We start from the raw sequence: 17,983 nt of genomic DNA, 5'->3' as shown, positions 1-17,983 counted from the left end.
CTTTTTAGTTATTTAATACTAAAATTCAGAAATAAAATTTTAAATTACCACTAATGGGAGGGAATTATTTTGCATAATACTAAAGAAAAATCAATCAATCATTACACTGGTACTATTACTTTCTTTTTTATTGCTTTACTAACCAGCTTTAATTCTGGCTTTTTCCCTTATTCCATTACTGGCAGGCTCTGCGCCATTTTGTGGCTAGTCACATTTAGTCTCTTAATTTTTGCCTTTGAATATTTGATCAATCATATTAATGTCGAAAATAAAGGCATAGCAAAAGCAGCAGTAAATTCCAGTATCTGGCTTTTAGCAGCCTTGGTTCTGGTACTATTCAGCGTGTTTACGGCCGCAGTTTAAGCGCCTTATCTGGTAACGTCTTTGCGCTGCTTGCGCATCGTAGCGTACCTTTGCCGTGATACCAAGAAATCTGGCCGCGTTCAAGCTCATATTTCACGTTTGTGGGTGAACAGTTGAGGGTACGAGCGATTTGGCGCAAGGAACTGACCTTGGCTGCGTAAAACCTGGAGCGTCACCCGATCAGTTAAGGCAAGATGTTGGCCCTTTTGGTGAGTAGATATGGTAGAATTAAGCGAGTTCATTGGTAACTTCTTTCTAGAATTGATTGGGTTAATTACATTCTATCAGAGAAGTCCAATGGACTTTTTTTATTTTTTAATCAGGGCAAGTGTTCAACTTCATTTTACAATTTACCAAAATAAAATATTATCGATTTTTCTGAAACTAAAGCTCACATTATTCTTTATCAAAATTACTTTTTATTCCCTTATTTATAAAAGCCCTTCCAAATTGTAAGTGCAGTGTTAAACTGTACATGCACAATATTATAAAGTGCTTACATAATTTAAGAAAGGTGTAATTACAATGAAAAGTTTCATGAACGACAAAGTCTTGCCTAAAATAATGAAATTTATTAATACTCGTCCAATTAAAGCGATTAAAGATGGAATGATCTATCCTATTCCATTTATAATTGTTGGTGCTATTTTTTTAATTTTAGGGCAATTTCCTATACAATCTGTTCAAGATTATTTAAACAAAATTGGTATCGGTCCTGTTTTAATGCAAGCAAGTAATGCCTCATTTGGAATTATGGCACTTTTTGCTGTTTTCGGAATTGCATACTGCTGGGTTAAGGATGCTGGCTTTGATGCTGCACCAGCAGGACTCTTGGCTGTTACTGTCGATATTATATTGCAGCCTGATACAATAAAAACCGTAACTAATATTGCGAATCCTAGTAAGACCTCAACTTCTTGGCAAGCCACTAACCTAATAGATAAAAATTGGTTAGGTGGCAAGGGAATGGTAATAGCCCTAATAGTTGGCTTATTTGTTGGTTGGCTTTATTCATGGTTTATGAAACATCAGTTAGTTATTAAAATGCCAGAACAGGTTCCAGCTAACGTTGCTGCTTCTTTTACTGCTTTAGTGCCAGCTGCCGCAATTATTACTATTGCTGCAATTGTTTGCGGAATCTTTAGTCTTGGTTTTCATACCACATTGGCAGAGTGGATTTATAAAGTAATTCAAATTCCACTACAACATGCAACTGATGGCATTGGTGGAATGTTAATTATTTCTATTTTACCGGTTTTCTTGTGGTTCTTTGGTGTTCATGGCTCAACTATTGTTGGTGGCATTATGACCCCACTTTTAATGTCTAATAATGCTGACAATTCAGCATTGTATAAAGCAGGAAAGCTTACTTTAGCTAATGGCGCACACATTATAACGCAATCTTTTATGGATCAATGCTTAACCGTTACTGGAGCCGGAATGACAATTGGATTAGTTGTATTTATGTGTTTAAATGCTAAATCAGTTCAAATGAAAACTTTAGGTAAGTTGGAAATAGTACCTGCTATTTTTAATATTAACGAACCAATTCTTTTTGGTCTTCCAATCGTTTTAAATCCATTAATGTTAGTGCCGTTTGTCTTAACACCTTTTCTTTCAGGTAGTGCAACTTATGCTGCAATTGCTCTAGGCATTATCCCACCATTTAATGGCGTTTATGTACCTTGGACAACCCCCGCAGTACTTTCTGGACTAATAGTTGGCGGGTGGAAAACTGCATTGTGGCAACTTTTAATGTTAGTAATGAGTTTCTTTATATATTATCCATTTGCCAAAAATTATGACAAAATCTTAATTGCCCAAGAAAAAGCGAAAGTAGAAAAATAAGTCAAGGAAAATTATGCTAAAGTATGAACAAGTTGCTAAAAGTCTTGTTAAAATAATAAAAAATAACAGTTTAAAACAAGGCGAAAAACTACCAAGTTTAAACGAGTTAGGTATCCAATTTAAAGCAAGTAAAACAACACTATTAAAAGCATTGTCAGAATTAGAAAGCGAAGGATTAATTTATCAAGTTCAAGGTAGCGGAATATATGTAAGAAAGCTACCAAAAGATGATTATATTAATTTTAGTAAGACTAATCACGGCTGGACTATTGAGCTTATGAACGAGCAAGTAGAAAGTGCTAACGCTTCTTTGGAGCTGGTCACACCAAACTTAGACATAGCTCAGAAATTAAAATGCACAACTACCACTAAAGTATTTAGGGTACACAGGAAAAAAATGCTACACAAAAAAACCTTGTGTATTGAAACTTCTTATTACAATTCCCAACTCGTACCCTTTTTGAATCAGTCTATTATTGAGGGGTCAATTTTTAACTTCTTAGCTCAAGCATATAAAATTCATGTTGGTTTTTCTGATAAATACTTTTACATTCGCAAACTAACAGATCAAGAAGCTTCTGAACTCGACCTAGAAGCTAATAGTTTTGGCTTAATAGTTGACGAAGTCTTTTATTCTACCAGTGGCACTATATTTGACTACTCACAAAATATTTTCAATTATCAAAATTCAAAATTCTATTTATAAATTTCCAGATGTTGACAACTGCTATGACAAGGCAATTCAATCAAAATATGGAACAATGCAGGATTTTAATTCATTACTAGATACCATTCCCAAAACGAGATGGTTTTAACAGTTCCTCTTCATTTACCCAATATTGGCACCAGAAGCTGCGCCTAAATTTATACAAAAACAAGTTGAATAAAAAAGTTATCATAAAAAGCTAATAGGTCAGAATAAGCTCTGATTTATTAGCTTTTTTAAATTATAAGTAATACAGAATACGGTTAAAACAACTTGCTAGCCATCATATCGGACTCTTTGCATTTGCTTGATTTGACTAAATACCTGACCGCGACGGCCTGCATCAAGAGTTAGAACCAGAGAATCACCGGCTTTAATTACCGATTGACCGTTAGGAACTACATACTTACCATCACGATATATTGCTTTAACTAAAGTATGCTTAGGCCACTTGATCTGCATGATTTCTTTTCCTGCAAGCTGACTGTCTTCATAAATGGGCACAGTTAGCTGATCAGTTTTACCGGAAACTACAGCTGAATGTTTTTTATTTTTTACAGACATTGCGCGAGCAAGCGTACCGTAAATGGGATCACCATTGAGCAGTTCATCAACCAGCAGTGCAACAAAGGCTACCACGGCTAGCGGCATTAAATGAAGCAAAGACCCAACCATTTCCGTAATAAGTATGATGGCAGTAAAAGGAGCCCTAATTACGGCGGCGAAATAGCCAGCCATTGCGAAAATAACCAGATTGATTACAAATTTTGCTGGCAATAAATGTAATTGCACCAAAACAAGACCGTAGCTGGCACCAATTACTGCACCCATTGTCAATATCGGTAAGAAAATACCACTTGGTAGTCCTGAATCGTAAGAGATAATAGAAAACACAATTCTAACAACAAAGAAAAATAAGAGTAAGCCTACTATTTTCCAACTGCTTTGTTTAATAATCTGCGGTAACGCTAATATTAAGCGGTTACCCGGACCAGTAATTAAAGGGTAAAAATAAGCGATTGGTATTAATAAAGTGAGAGGTATTAGTCCGTATAACCAACTTGGTAAAAAAGTAATTTTCGCATATAACTTTTTCACTTTAAATAAGCCAGTTTTATAAAAATGACCTAGTAAGCCCAAAATTAAGCCCAAGATGAGCAGATAGCCATACAGCCTAACGGGAAAAGTATGACGATAAACCAGAGATAGTGCTGGCTTTTGACCAAAAATATTTGAAACTACAAAATCTGAAACTAGAGCACCTGCAAGTGCATTTAACCACACCCGTGGCGAAAAGTTATGAAATACTTCTTCAAGCACAAATAATGCACCACTTAATGGCGCACCAAAAGCTGCAGCTAAACCGCTAGCCGCTCCAGTAGCTAGTAGTACTCTAGCATTCGTTTTTGACTCTTTAGTGCCCTCGCCAACACCTTGACCGATAGTTGAACCGATCTGCAAAGAAGGCCCCTCAGGCCCTAAAAATAAGCCTGTACTGATAACTAAAATACCACCAATAACTTTGCGCCATAATGTGGGCCACCACTGTAGAGTTAAATTTCCTTCCAGTTGTAGTTTCACTTCCGGTATACCAGAGCCGCCAACGTGAGGATATTGCTTAACAAAATAACCAGCAATTAAGCCAACTAAAATGAGTCCCAAAATGATTGGAATAAACCATAAGGCATTTTGATGTGCCACGTGAAACAGTCTAAGCCACAATTCTGTCATTTTTTGAATACCAAAGCGAAAAAAGCCTACTATTATCCCACTTGCAAGGCCTACTAGCATTGCTTCCAACAACAGCTTTATTTGTACTTTTTTATCCCTCATAATACCTCTACTTTTTCAATATAATTAGCACTACTAAAAAACCAGTTAAGTTTTAACTTTAACTGGTTTTTAGTGTTACACGTGTAACAACTTATTTTTCCTCATACCATTCAGTGTGATAAACGCCTTCACGGTCATTTCTAAAGTAAGTATGAGCCCCAAAGTAATCACGTTGTCCTTGAATTAAGTTTGCTGGTAAACTTGGATTAAAAATTGATTCCAAGTAATTCAGTGATGCGCTCAATGTCGGAGTAGGAATACCTGCTCTAGTGGCGAGTTCAATCACTGCACGCAAAGCAGCGATATTCTTATTCATTAAGTCCTTGAAATATGGATCTTGGAACATGTTATCAAGTTTTTTACCTTCAGAAAATGCCTTTTCAATATCTTTTAACATTGATGAGCGAATGATACAACCTGCTTCCCACGATTGAGCAATTGCCGGATAGCGCAAGTCCCAGTTATAGGCATCCGCAGCCATTTTCAGTTGTTGGAAACCTTGAGCATAAGCTACAGCTTGACATAATTGCAAAGCCTGACCAAGATTATCAATTAAATCTGCTGGTACAGCACCATTCCATGTTATTTCTTTACCCTCGCGCGTAGTAGCTTTAGACATAAAACGGCTAATTACAGCTTCGGCAATAACGCTGATTGGAGCTCCCAGATGAACACCATCTTCAAGCATCCAGTTACCAGTACCTTTATAAGAAGCAACGTTTAAGATATGATCAATTACATGGTCAGGGGTTAAATTATCCTTTTGCTTTAGCACTTCAGCAGTAATTTCACTTAAATAGGCTTGAACCAATCCTTCATTCCAGTGCGCAAAAATGGCTGACATCTCATCATTTGTTTTACCCGCAACCTTACGCAAAATATCGTAAACTTCGGAAAATTCCTGCATAATGCCGTATTCAATACCATTGTGGACCATCTTAACGTAATGACCACTGCCTTCAGGTCCAATGAAACTGACACATGGATGGCCTGCGGAATTCTTAGCTGCAATTGCTTCTAATATAGGTGCAACCTTTTTATAGGCATCTTCATCACCGCCTGGCATCAATGCGGGACCTTTTAAAGCACCCTCTTCTCCGCCAGAAACACCCATACCAATAAAATGAATACCGTGTTGTTCCATTTCATGATAGCGCCGATTAGTGTCATGAAAGTTCGAATTACCACCATCAAGCAAAATATCGCCTTTATCTAGTAGTGGCAGTAATTTTTGTAAAGTTTCATCAACCGGTTTACCAGCTGCAATTTGAATTAAAATCTTTCGTGGCTTCTCTAAAGAATCAACAAATTCTTCCCAAGAATATGTTGGCTTTAATTTATCATCTTCATATTTAGCAAAAGCATCTACTTCCGGCTTATCAATTGAAAAACCGGAAACGGAAAAGCCATTATTTCTCACATTCAAAGCAAGGTTCTTACCCATTACTGATAAGCCTATAACACCGAACTGTTGCATTTATAGTCCTCCATCATTTAATTTTTTTCTTAATTACTAGTATACCTGTTTTAGCGCGTTTGCGCACAACTTGCTTCATTTACCAGACCTAATATCATCTTTTACCAAAAACTGTAAATTAATGGTTATTCAACCGCTAACCATTCTTCTGTCATCAATTGCCTTACTTTGTTCCACTTCTTTTCTAAGGCCACATAAATGCCATGATTATGGGAATTAACGTGAAAAACTTTTGCTATTTTCAATTCTTTTTGAATCATTAATGGTGAAGCAATTATTTTCAAGCTTATCATCGCCAAAATGGCAGCCCCTAAAGCAGATGCCTCAACTGATTCGGGCACATAAACTTTGTATCCCGTTATGTCAGCCAATAATTGATCAAAAAATTGGTTTTTAGCCATCCCTCCGACTAATATTAAAGCTTCAGGCCTTTGTCCATTAAATTGATTGAGTTCCTTTATGATCAAATTTATATTATAAAGCTCCCCTTCCAATACTGCTCTGGCTAAATCTTTATTTGTATGAATTGCAGTTAATCCCATAAAGCCACCAGAAGCATCAGGATTCCAAATTGGTGCACGTTCACCAAAAATATAAGGCACAAAGAATAGCCCTTTAGCGCCCACAGGGCTTTTCTTGGCTAAATCATTTAGTTCCTCAAAGGTAGCTAAATTGAAAATCTTGTCTTTTAACCACTGCCACACATCACCAGCATTATTAGTAGGTGCACCAACCACCCAATTATTTTGATACTGATAATATGTAAATAATTTACGATTTTGACATAGTCTTAAAGTGTCAATATTTGTTCTGACGGCCGCAGAAGTCCCACAGCTAACCGTATAAAATCGTTCATCAATTTGCGGATTGCTTAAATTTGCCAGAGTCCCATCAGAGCCGCCAATTATAAGGGGTACTTTAATGCTACTTTCAAAATTTGGCACTTGAAAAGTTGTGTCTACTAACTGAGGGAGCTGTTCCTTTTTTATATTCAAATATTGCAAGATATTATCATCCCAGTTTTTGGTATAAGTATTAAACAGGCCTGAAGCATTCGCAGTTGCAAAGTCAACATAGTAGTGCTGAGAAAACTGATACAAAATATAGCTTTTAATATCAACAATAAAAGCAGTCTTCTCCCATAACTTTTTATTCTTTTCTTTAAGCCATAACAATTTACCTAAAGGGAGCATGGGATGTAATGGTGCACCGGTATTTTTTGTCAGGTCAAACAAGTCATCTTTAATAATATCTTTTTTAAATGTATCCGTTGCTCTATTATCAGCCCAAGTATAGACATTAGTCAGAGGATGATTATTTTTGTCAATTAATATTAAAGTATGCATAGCAGAGGAAAAGCCTATCCCTTTAAGTTCAGCAATAGCAATTTTATTTTGTACCTCTGTTAAGCCTAACTGCACTGCTCTTAAAATATCCTGAGGTCTTTCCTCCGCCTGACCTGTTTCTTCAGTAATCAATGGATAATCATAGCTAGTTTGATAAATTATATGACCCAGTTCATCAAAAGCGATGGTTTTTGTACTTGTTGTCCCAATATCTACACCTATTACAATGGACATTTGTTACTTACTCTTCTTGATCCCTTCTATTAATCCATATAAATATTCTTCAGCTAATGCTCGGTCAAATAAGCCGTAACCTGGCATAGCTTTCTCATCCCAGATTGCTCGCCCATGATCTGGCCTGATGTAGCCGGTAAAATTATTATCAACTAATATTTTCATCAACTCATACATATCTAAGTCACCATCTTCTGATAAATGAGATGTTTCATGAAAATCGTACTTAGAAGTAAACTTAATATTGCGAGCATGAACAAAAGCTACTCTATTTTTTCTAACAAATTTTTCTAAAATATGTGGTACGTTATTTTGAGGATTAGAAGCCAAACTGCCACAACAAATAGTTAAAGCATTCGCCGGACTATCGACCATTGAAACAATTCGCTCCAAATCCTTTTCGCTTTTACAAATTCTAGGTAAACCAAAAATATCTTGAGCAGGATCATCTGGATGAATTGCCATTTTTATTCCTACTTCTTCACACACCGGAATAATTTGCTGCAAAAAATACTTTAGATTATCTGCTAAGTCAGAGCTTGTTTTGCCAGCATATGCAGAAAATAATTCTTTTATTTTTGCCAGCCTTTCTGGCTCCCATCCTGGCATCACAAAGCCGTTATTATTGGACTCCACTTTTTTAATCAGTTCCTGTGGATTTTCTTGAACTAATTCTCTTTGAAAAGCTAAAGCAGTCGATCCATCTGGCAGTTTATAATCTAAAGAAGTCCTTGTCCAGTCAAATATTGGCATAAAGTTGTAGCAAATAACTTTAACATCAGCTTTTGCCAGATTACGAATTGTTTCTTGATAATTTTTGATATATTTTGCTCTTGAAGGTAATCCAAGTTTTATGTCTTCATGTACATTAACTGACTCGATCACGTCCATTTTTAATCCCGCAGCAGTTATTTCTTTTTTTAAATTTAAAATTTTTGATAGAGGCCAAGTTTCTCCAACAGGAATATCATAAAGCGTGGCAACCACTTGGTGAACTCCTGGAATTTGTCGTATTTGCTTTAGTCTTACTGAATCAGCGTTTGTACCAAACCATCTAAAGCTTAATTTCATTGTTTATTCTCCTCAAAGGTTGATTTATACGAATATGCGCTATCATCAGGTAACGTCCTCTTTGAGATAAGATCTGCATACCAATATCCCGACTTTTTCATTCTTCTTTTTAGATTATTTTCTAGGTCAATTTCTACTAAACCATACCTGTTTTTAAACGCATTCATAGGCGATACATTATCTGTAAATGCCCACAACATATATCCTTGACAGTTTGCGCCATCATTAACCGCTTTTATTAGCCAATAAAGATTTTCCCGTATGTAATTAATTCTATAGTCATCTTGAATTACCCCATCAGAGTTTTTATATTTTTGCTCATTTTCTATCCCCATTCCATTTTCACTAATAAACCATGGAAAATTGTGGTAATCCGTTTTCATGATCATTGCAAGATCGTACATCATCGGAGGATAGACTTCCCATCCCCGAGAAGCGTTATATTTTCTACCCGGTAGATCGAAATCACTGTAATATTTTTTAATACTAAATGGTGAATTATTATTCCACTCGTATTCGCGCTGCTTGACCCTGGCTGGTTTATACAGATTTAAACCAATATAGTCAATAGTATTATTTTTAATGAGTTGCTGATCCTCTGAATGATATCTAAACATAATATTATTTTCTTTTAAAAGTGCTATTAATTCTTGAGAATAACTACCCTTAACTAATGGATCTACAAAAATTCTGTTATTAAGCAAATCAAACCTGTGTGCTGCTAAAACATCTGGATCATATGTTTTTGATCTTGGGTATGCAAATTCCCAATTATGAATAACACCGATCTTGCCACCTTGGTTCATTTGATGATAAATTGCTACTGTTTTCGCCGTAGCAAGCACCTTATGATAATTCCACTGCATCCATTGCTGAGGATCAACTATATGTGGGTATCTCACAGCATCTAAATAAATCCTGGTTTGGGGTACTATCGGCTCGTTGAAAGTAAACCAGTCTTTTACTCGATCACCATATCGTTCAAACAAAATTTTGGCATATTTTACATATAGATCTACGACTTTTCGTGAATTCCAGCCACCGTACTTATTCTGTAAATATTGGGGTACATCATAGTGCTCAATAGCTATCATCGGCCTAACGTTAGCTTTTATCAAAGCATTTATTACATCGTCAATATGTTTAGCATATTCTTCATCAACAGTAAGATTGTCATAATCTGTAAAGAACCTTGACCAATTAACCGAAGTTCTGTATGAATTTAAGCCGATTTTTTTCATTAAATCTATGTCTTCTTGATAACGATTCATAAAATCAGTTGCTACATCCGGTCCTTTGCCATCATGCCAAACGAAGTATTCGTTTTTAAACCAATCATCAAGGTATGAGTCCTGGCCATCTTTTTTTCCACTCCATCCTTCTGTTTGCCAAGCAGACGAGGCTGCACCTAAATTAAAATTTTCAGGTATTTTCATTTTTATACTCCTTTAATACAAAAAAGGCTGAATAATTATTCAACCTTTCAACAAATTAATTTTCTTCTACTGAAGGTTTTTGGGTTTCAGAAATTTTAACAAATGGTAAGTAAATTAAAACTGCAACAACAATACATACAGCTTGGGTAATCACTGCGCCCCAATTACCACCAGTCGCCAAAAACCCGCTAATTAATGGTGGTGTTGGCCATGGAGTATAAACATATGCTCTAGCAGCAAAGCCCGTTGCCGTTGCAAAATAGCCAATTGTACCTGTTACTAACGGAGTAACAATAAATGGAATAGCAAGGATAGGATTTAGTACAATCGGCAAGCCAAAGATAACTGGTTCATTAATATTAAAAATTCCAGGTGCTAATGACAATTTCGCAATAGCTTTAATATCAGCCCTTTTCTTTGTGACTAAAAATATGGCTATCAATAAACCAATTGTGACACCTGAGCCACCCATGCTCATGTACATATCCCAAAATGGCATAGTAATAATATTAGGCAATGGTTTACCAGCTGCATGTGCTTCTGTATTAGCTGCAATTGCGGCAATTAATAGCGGTTCACGAATCGGTTTAATCATTTGATTACCATGAATACCTATTATCCAGAATAACTGTGCCACTAGCATTAACAGTAGGATACCGGGTAGTCCCTGAACTACATTTTGCAATGGCTTTTGTACCAAACTGTAAATAATATCAAACAAAGACATATGTGTGATTAGGGTAATTATTACTCCAACAGCAGAAATTATAGCTACTGTAATCATTGTTGGGAATAAAGCAGAAAAGCTTCTGGAAACATTAGATGGTACACTATCCGGCATTTTCAATTGCAGTGCTTTTTGCTTACTCAACCAAGCATAAAGTTGTACAGAAAGGATTGCAATTAACATTCCTAAAAACAATCCTTTTGTATCAGTATACTGTTTCGCAAAAACATCTGTTACCTGAATCGTCTGTTTCTTAGCCGTAATAAAATTATAAACACTAGGATTAACTGAAACATAGCTCATTAAAGCAATGATCCCCGGGAAATAGCCCTTTAAATTGTTTTTCTTACCCATTTCAATACCGATAATGAATACAGCATAAATGGTAAAGAAACTTAATGTGGCATAATTAATACCATTCGCAATGGGTTGCAAATTAACCAGCCAGTGCAGTCCATTTATTTGAGCCAAGCCTTGTTTATCATCAAAGACCATACTGGAAAATAAAGTTGCAAACGCGCCAGTAATAATAATCGGAATCAATGAATAGAATGCATCTTTTATGGATGATATATATTTGTTGCCATTTATGACAGCAGCAAATTTATTCATTGCTGAGACAAATTTTTGTCCTTTTTTCATTTTACTCCCTCCAACTGATATATTAGTATATTTGATTACGCTTTCATTATAGTATGCAGCTTTCGTAAAAGTCAACAGAAGTTGTATACTAATATATATGCTTTAAGGAGAAAAATATGTTGCCAGATATTAGAAACATGCAAACAATCGCATATGATAAATTAAAAGAAATGATTGTCACATTGGAATTAAAGCCGGGAGAAAAAATAACTTTAAATAAGATTATTGATACTTTAGGTATTGGTAGGACTCCCATTCGTGAAGCAATTATCAAGTTTAAAGATCAAAATTTAGTTAAAGTTATACCTCAGAGTGGAACTTATATCTCTAAAATAGATCTGAAACAAGCTGAAGATGCAATGTTTGTTAGAAAACTTATTGAAAAGAAAATAGTCGCTATGGCAATTAATAAAGACGATGACGATCTTAAAAATAAACTAGCTAAAATATTGGATTTCGCTAAAGTAAAAGAAAATCAGCAAGACAAAAGAAATTTTTTTCATTTTGATAATGAATTTCATAAATCTTTTTATACTGCCGTTGATAAAGAAGACATTTGGAATTGGATGCAAACTCTAAATGTTCAACTAGAAAGATTCAGATATTTACGTTTATCAGTTGAGGATCTACAATGGTCTACTATAATTGAGCAACATGAATCAATTTTTAATACAGTTATTAATAAAGATATTCCTTTAGGTACTCATGAAATTGAAAACCATCTTAGTATGATGTTTAAAGAAGAAAATGAGCTTATTAGTGCTTATCCTGATTATTTTACAAATTTGATCAAATAAAAAGAACGCCCTATTGGACGTTCTTTTTTAAGGTTTTACACTTAATTAGTGAGCTGAAGCACCTGAAGTTGTGTCAGGTTCTGGTTCAGGCTCTGGCTCAGGTTCTTCTTCAGCTTCTGAAGCACCTGAAGCAGCATCTTCTACTAAGCCATACTTGTCAGCAAAGTAACTAAATGGTTTCAAGCCTTCAGCTTGATACTTCTTAACAAATTCTGGGTCATCAAGAGTATTCAATTCAGTTGAGTAAGGCATATCATGAGTGAACTTAATGTCAACTAACATTGGTCCATCCATTTCCTTGAATTCTTTAACTGCGTCTTCGAATTCTTTCTTAGTACGTACAGTTACACCTTTTACATTCATACCTTCAGCAACTTTAGCCCAGTCGTTGTTTGGCAGAATAACACCTGATAATGGTTGGTGTGATTCATCAACTTGTTCAGCTTCAATGTAGCCTAAAGTATCATTAGTGAAGACAACGTTCATAATGTGCATATTGTAACGAGCTTGAGTCAACAACTCTTGGTTCATCATGGCAAAGCCACCATCACCACTTAAGTTCCAAACTTCACGCTCTGGGTGAGCAGTTGCTGCTGCAAGTGCAGCTGGTGAACCAAAGCCCATAGTTGCGTACAAGCCTGAAGTTGCCCAAGTTTGGTCATCATGCAAGTTTACTAAACGTTGGAAGTCAATGTTAATGTTACCAACATCAATAGCAAATTGTGCGTCATCATCAGCATATTTATTGATAATGTCAAAGATTGGTTCACGGCGAATTGGCATTTCGTCTGAATCATCAAAGCTGTGTTCCCATTCTTCCCAGTTTTGACGGTCAGCAATAGCAGCCTTGTAAAGTGGTGATTCTTCACGAGCTTGACCTGCGTCAATCATAGCTTGTAAAGTCTTAGCACCATCAGCCAAGATTGGAACATCAACAGCGTGACGCTTGCCTAATTTTTCTGAGTCAACATCAATTTGGACAACTTTAGCCTTAGGATCAAAGAAGAATAATGAGAATGGTGAGTCATTACCAACCCAGATAACTGCATCAGCATGAGTTTGGATATCATCACTTGGCTTAGGTGCAACACGACCAATTGAACCCATGTAAGCTGGGCATTTATCTTCAACAACACCTTTAGCCATAACTGAGGACATCAATGGGGTCTTGAATTTTTCAGCAAATTTTTCTAAGACATCGCCATGACCCTTCATACCTAGACCAAAGTAAACAACCGGGTTCTTTGCTTCTTCAAGAAGCTTAACAGCTGCTTCAACTTCATCTTTCTTAGGAGCTGCATAGTTTGGAACAGCCTGCATTGCATTGTAATTTACACGGTAATTGTCATCAATCTTGTCCCAGCCAAAATCCTTAGGAAGAATTAAGACAGCTGGACCCTTCTTAGCATAAGCTTGACGAATTGCTTCATCCATCATTGAAGGGATTTGCTCTGCACGCTTAATTTGGTGGTTCCAAACAGCAACCGGATCAAACCAAGGCTTTTCGTCAAAGGCTTGGAAGAAGTCCATATCCTGACGACCAGTTGGAACGTTAGCTACAATAGCTACCATAGGAACTTTGTCGTATTTTGCATCGTACAAGCCGTTCATCAAGTGAACAGCACCAGGGCCGGCTGAACCGAAGCATACACCGACCTTGCCAGTATATTTATATTCAGCTGAAGCAGCCAAAGCACCAGCCTCTTCGTGCCGAACTTCAATATACTTCAACTTACCCTTAAAGTCGTGGATAGCGTTCATTGTTGAGTCAAATGAGCCACCCGGAAAACCATAAATATGATCAATATGCCAGTCCAACAAAACTTGGAGCATGGCATTTGCGCCATTAATTTTTGCCATTTTAAAGTGCATCTCCTTAAATACATGTTTACTTACATATTGTATTAAAACATATAATTTCACAATTTCAAGTAAGCAAAATTAGTTATTAGCACAACATGTAAGCGCTTTGTAAAAATATTATCTTCACAAAGTTAAGCGCTATACTAATGACATTCAGATAACAGCAATAATTTCATTTGTGATTAGCTGATCATAACGACCAAATTTGTGCATTTTTTGGTGTATTTAATCCTCAGAAAATATTTTTTATAAAGTTTAAATTTTTACTAAATTTAATGTTGAATTTTCTGATAACGACCATTTTGCACGTAAACGCTTAAAATGGCCATATCTGCTGGATTTACTCCTGAAATACGTTCAGCCTGTGCTATTGTCTCAGGTCTGATTTTGGCAAATTTCTCTCGTGCTTCTGTTGCTAAGCCATCTATTGCACTGTAATCAATGTCCACAGGAATTTTCTTTGCTTCCTGCCGGTGCAGTTTATCAATTTGTTGCTGTTCCTTTTTAATATAACCGGCATACTTAACGTTAATTTCAATCTGCTCTCTGACATAGCGCTCATTTGAAATATGCATCCCTGTCAAACGCTCAATATCAGTCACCTTAACCTTAGGCCTTCTTAAGAAAACATCAGCCTTCACGCCGGCTTTTAACTTTTCTTCACCAATACTTGCAAGATACTCCTGGACCTCTTTTGTAGGATGAACCGTGATCTTTTTAACAGCTTGGGCAGCTTGAGCAATTTGTTCTTTCTTTGCTAAGAACTTAGAATAACGTTCTTCAGAAATCAAACCAAGTTTAAAGCCATAATCCGTCAAACGTAAATCAGCATTATCATGACGTAAAATCAAACGATATTCTGCTCGTGAGGTCAATAAACGATATGGTTCTTCTGTTCCTTTAGTAACTAAGTCGTCAATTAAAACGCCAATATAAGCTTCATCGCGGCCTAGGGTAAATCCGGGCTGACCAGCAGCCCGCAAAGCTGCATTAATGCCAGCAATCAGTCCCTGTCCTGCTGCTTCTTCATAGCCGGAAGTTCCGTTCATCTGCCCCGCAGTAAACAAGTTTTTAATATTTTTGGTTTCTAAAGTATGTTTTAACTGCCAGGGATCAATCACATCATACTCAATAGCGTATCCGGGGCGCATTAGTTCCGCATTTTCAAGGCCAGCTACCGAGTGCAGCATTTTTAACTGAATTTCTTCAGGCATTGAGGTTGAAAAATCGCCAACATATATTTCTTTAGTATTTTTACCCTCCGGCTCCAAGAAAATCTGATGACGCGGTTTATCCGCAAAACGAACTACCTTAGTTTCAATTGACGGACAATAGCGCGGTCCTACACCTTTGATTTCTCCCGAAAACATAGGCGAACGGTTTAGATTTTGGTTAATTATTTTATGCGTGGTTTTATTTGTATATGTCATCCAACATGAAACCTGATTCTTGAGGTAATCTTCATCTTTAGTTTCATAGGAAAAATGACGCGGAATTTTATCGCCAGGTTCTTCCTCAGTTTTAGAATAGTCAATCGTATTACTGTTAACGCGCGGTGGTGTGCCCGTTTTAAAACGGCGTAATTTAAAGCCCAGTTTTTCCAAATTTTCTGAAAGCTTAATTGCCGGTACAGTGTTGTTGGGACCGGATGAGTAATTCAATTCGCCAATAAAAATACGCCCGCGAGCTGATGTTCCTGTTGTGAGTACAACGCTTTTAGCATGGTACCTGGCTCCTGTGTTGGTAATTAACCCTCTGCAAACTCCATCTTCAACAATTAATTCATCAACTGTCGCCTGTCTCAAAGTCAAATTAGGCGTATCCTCAATCACTTTTTTCATCTGTTCGTGATACTGCCACTTATCGGCTTGTGCGCGTAATGCCCGTACAGCTGGCCCTTTACCTGTATTTAGCATCCGCATTTGAATATAGGTAGCGTCAATATTTTTACCCATTTGACCGCCCAAGGCATCAATCTCGCGCACCACTGTTCCTTTAGCCGGACCTCCTACTGACGGATTGCACGGCATAAAAGCTACCATATCAAGGCTAATCGTCAAAAGCAACGTCTTTTGGCCCATTCTGGCACTCGCCAGGGCTGCTTCACTGCCCGCGTGACCAGCACCAACAACAATGACATCATAATCATTTGAGTCATAACTTTTAATCATTAATTTTCACACCTATTTCCCTAAACAAAATTGACTAAACAATTCATTAACTAACTCATCAGGACTGCTTTCACCCGTAATTTGACCTAGAGTGTCCCAGGCGCCGTTGAAATCAATTTGGGCAATGTCTATAGGAACTTCTTCATCTTTCAAGGCCTGAACAACGTCTTGCAGCTGCTTTTTGGCCTTTTCCAGTAAGCCAACCTGCCTTTGATTAGTTACCATGACCTGGTCATTTGAGTTCTCAATCCCCTTGAAAAACAGTTCTTTGATTGTTTTTTCTAATTGCTCAAGATTTTGTTTTTGCAAAATTGAAATGGCAATAACCGGACTCTTGGTTAAATTTGTTATTTCGGCAGTAGAAATTTTTTGTCCCAAGTCGGTCTTATTTAAAATAACAATGCGCTTTTTCTCAGCAGTAGCTTCAATCAAGGCATAGTCTTCAGGAGTTAATTCCTTACTTGAATCAAACAAGAGCAAAACTAAATCTGCCTTTGCCAGTGCTTTTTTGGAACGCTCAACCCCAATTTTTTCCACCTTATTATCAGTGTGCCTGATACCTGCAGTATCAATTAATTCTAAAGGTACACCTTCAACAGAAACATATTCTTCCAAAGTATCACGGGTCGTACCGGCAACATCGGTAACGATCGCCGTATCGCTTTGAGTCAGATAATTAAGTAAAGATGATTTCCCGACATTAGGTTGACCAATAATCGCAGTAGCTAAGCCGTTACGTAACGCCGTTCCTTCACTTGCCGTTTTGAGCAATTTATCTATTTTAGCAATAACAGACTGAGAAACACTCACCATTTGCTTAGCCGTAACAGTATCAGCATCATATTCTGGATAATCAATGTTGACTTCAACGTTAGCTAGCGTATCCAAAATTTCCTGTCTCATTGCCCTAATTTTTTCCAGCAGACCGCCTTCCAGCTGCTTTTCTGCCACTTGCCGGGCCTTATCAGTTTTAGCGCGCACAATATCCATCACACTTTCCGCCTGAGTCAAGTCAATGCGGCCGTTAACAAATGCCCTTTTAGTAAATTCACCAGGATCTGCCATGCGCGCACCGGTTTTTAATAATAATTGCAAAATATGGTTAGTGACGACAATGCCACCATGACAATTAATTTCAACAATGTCTTCTCTGGTAAAAGTCTTAGGAGCCAGCATTACAGATACCATAACTTCATCGACTACTTGTTGATTTTCAGGATCAACTATATGTCCATAATGAATAGTATGAGTCGGTACCTTAGTTAAATTTGCACCCTTAAAAACCTGATTGGCAATTTTAACAGCTTCTTCACCAGACATTCTGACAATAGAAATGCCACCTTCACCAATTGGCGTTGAAATCGCTGCAATCGTATCAAACTCCGTTAAAGTTTGTGCCATGATTTTCTCCTTTTTCAATAAAAAAAGCGCATTATTCCACCATGAATAATCATGATGGATAAAGCACT

At 36.9% G+C, this 17,983-nt stretch carries 13 protein-coding genes; 4 read left to right on the top strand and 9 right to left on the bottom strand.

The genetic code is table 11. The features are described from left to right. Positions 1-69 precede the first annotated feature (69 nt). The 3 genes from H3R29_RS07135 (at position 70) to H3R29_RS07125 (ending at position 2,917) form a co-directional block, all read left to right on the top strand. Positions 70-363: a hypothetical protein gene (locus H3R29_RS07135; protein WP_110446842.1), complete on the top strand. Its 294-nt coding sequence runs from the start codon at positions 70-72 to the stop codon at positions 361-363. Between the two features lie 525 nt (positions 364-888). Then, positions 889-2,211, top strand: a complete 1,323-nt coding sequence (locus tag H3R29_RS07130; RefSeq protein WP_198202907.1) for a PTS sugar transporter subunit IIC — start codon at positions 889-891, stop codon at positions 2,209-2,211. A 13-nt stretch (positions 2,212-2,224) separates the two neighbouring features. Then, positions 2,225-2,917: a GntR family transcriptional regulator gene (locus H3R29_RS07125; protein ID WP_198202906.1), complete on the top strand. Its 693-nt coding sequence runs from the start codon at positions 2,225-2,227 to the stop codon at positions 2,915-2,917. A gap of 276 nt (positions 2,918-3,193) precedes the next feature. On the opposite strand, the gene H3R29_RS07120 is transcribed toward H3R29_RS07125, so the two are convergent. From H3R29_RS07120 to H3R29_RS07095, 6 genes are all read right to left on the bottom strand, one after another. Further along, positions 3,194-4,750, bottom strand: coding sequence for a ClC family H(+)/Cl(-) exchange transporter (locus tag H3R29_RS07120; protein ID WP_198202905.1), 1,557 nt, complete (start codon positions 4,748-4,750; stop codon positions 3,194-3,196). Between the two features lie 91 nt (positions 4,751-4,841). Beyond that, a complete protein-coding gene (gene gndA / locus H3R29_RS07115; RefSeq protein WP_110446845.1) occupies positions 4,842-6,227 on the bottom strand; it encodes an NADP-dependent phosphogluconate dehydrogenase in 1,386 nt (461 codons plus the stop codon). A 125-nt stretch (positions 6,228-6,352) separates the two neighbouring features. After that, positions 6,353-7,807 carry a gluconokinase gene (locus H3R29_RS07110; protein ID WP_198202904.1) on the bottom strand — a complete coding sequence of 485 codons (1,455 nt, stop codon included), beginning with the start codon at positions 7,805-7,807 and terminating at the stop codon, positions 6,353-6,355. Positions 7,808-7,810: 3 nt separating this feature from the next. Beyond that, positions 7,811-8,878, bottom strand: coding sequence for a mannonate dehydratase (locus H3R29_RS07105; protein WP_198202903.1), 1,068 nt, complete (start codon positions 8,876-8,878; stop codon positions 7,811-7,813). Then, a complete protein-coding gene (locus tag H3R29_RS07100) occupies positions 8,875-10,320 on the bottom strand; it encodes a glycoside hydrolase family 1 protein (RefSeq protein WP_198202984.1) in 1,446 nt (481 codons plus the stop codon). Before H3R29_RS07100 ends, H3R29_RS07105 begins: the two co-directional genes overlap by 4 nt. Positions 10,321-10,369: 49 nt before the next feature. After that, positions 10,370-11,683, bottom strand: coding sequence for a PTS sugar transporter subunit IIC (locus H3R29_RS07095; RefSeq protein ID WP_198202902.1), 1,314 nt, complete (start codon positions 11,681-11,683; stop codon positions 10,370-10,372). Positions 11,684-11,799: 116 nt separating this feature from the next. On the opposite strand from H3R29_RS07095, the gene H3R29_RS07090 reads away from it, so the two are divergent. Next, the gene (locus H3R29_RS07090) at positions 11,800-12,480 is read left to right on the top strand and encodes a GntR family transcriptional regulator (protein WP_122026699.1); all 681 of its coding nucleotides are present in this window, start codon (positions 11,800-11,802) and stop codon (positions 12,478-12,480) included. Between the two features lie 45 nt (positions 12,481-12,525). Here the strand turns inward: H3R29_RS07090 and spxB are convergent, their stop codons facing one another. The 3 genes from spxB to mnmE form a co-directional block, all read right to left on the bottom strand. Further along, the gene (gene spxB, locus H3R29_RS07085) at positions 12,526-14,340 is read right to left on the bottom strand and encodes a pyruvate oxidase (RefSeq protein ID WP_110446851.1); all 1,815 of its coding nucleotides are present in this window, start codon (positions 14,338-14,340) and stop codon (positions 12,526-12,528) included. Positions 14,341-14,615: 275 nt separating this feature from the next. Then, positions 14,616-16,514, bottom strand: a complete 1,899-nt coding sequence (mnmG, locus tag H3R29_RS07080; RefSeq protein ID WP_198202901.1) for a tRNA uridine-5-carboxymethylaminomethyl(34) synthesis enzyme MnmG — start codon at positions 16,512-16,514, stop codon at positions 14,616-14,618. A 12-nt stretch (positions 16,515-16,526) separates the two neighbouring features. Then, entirely contained in the window at positions 16,527-17,915 is a 1,389-nt protein-coding gene (gene mnmE, locus H3R29_RS07075) for a tRNA uridine-5-carboxymethylaminomethyl(34) synthesis GTPase MnmE (protein WP_198202900.1), read from the bottom strand. Between the last annotated feature and the right edge of the window lie 68 nt (positions 17,916-17,983).

The organism is Lactobacillus sp. M0393 (genome assembly GCF_016102025.1).
Classification (GTDB): Bacteria; Bacillota; Bacilli; order Lactobacillales; family Lactobacillaceae; genus Lactobacillus; species Lactobacillus melliventris.
Note: the sequence above shows the minus strand (reverse complement) of the source record. Positions and strands in the feature narration are given on the sequence as shown.

Coding starts and splice junctions, on each gene's coding strand:
- H3R29_RS07130 (WP_198202907.1), top strand. CDS start 889: ATGAAAAGTTTCATGAACGACAAAGTCTTGCCTAAAATAATGAAATTT.
- H3R29_RS07125 (WP_198202906.1), top strand. CDS start 2,225: ATGCTAAAGTATGAACAAGTTGCTAAAAGTCTTGTTAAAATAATAAAA.
- H3R29_RS07120 (WP_198202905.1), bottom strand. CDS start 4,750: ATGAGGGATAAAAAAGTACAAATAAAGCTGTTGTTGGAAGCAATGCTA.
- gndA (WP_110446845.1), bottom strand. CDS start 6,227: ATGCAACAGTTCGGTGTTATAGGCTTATCAGTAATGGGTAAGAACCTT.
- H3R29_RS07110 (WP_198202904.1), bottom strand. CDS start 7,807: ATGTCCATTGTAATAGGTGTAGATATTGGGACAACAAGTACAAAAACC.
- H3R29_RS07105 (WP_198202903.1), bottom strand. CDS start 8,878: ATGAAATTAAGCTTTAGATGGTTTGGTACAAACGCTGATTCAGTAAGA.
- H3R29_RS07095 (WP_198202902.1), bottom strand. CDS start 11,683: ATGAAAAAAGGACAAAAATTTGTCTCAGCAATGAATAAATTTGCTGCT.
- H3R29_RS07090 (WP_122026699.1), top strand. CDS start 11,800: ATGTTGCCAGATATTAGAAACATGCAAACAATCGCATATGATAAATTA.
- spxB (WP_110446851.1), bottom strand. CDS start 14,340: ATGGCAAAAATTAATGGCGCAAATGCCATGCTCCAAGTTTTGTTGGAC.
- mnmG (WP_198202901.1), bottom strand. CDS start 16,514: ATGATTAAAAGTTATGACTCAAATGATTATGATGTCATTGTTGTTGGT.
- mnmE (WP_198202900.1), bottom strand. CDS start 17,915: ATGGCACAAACTTTAACGGAGTTTGATACGATTGCAGCGATTTCAACG.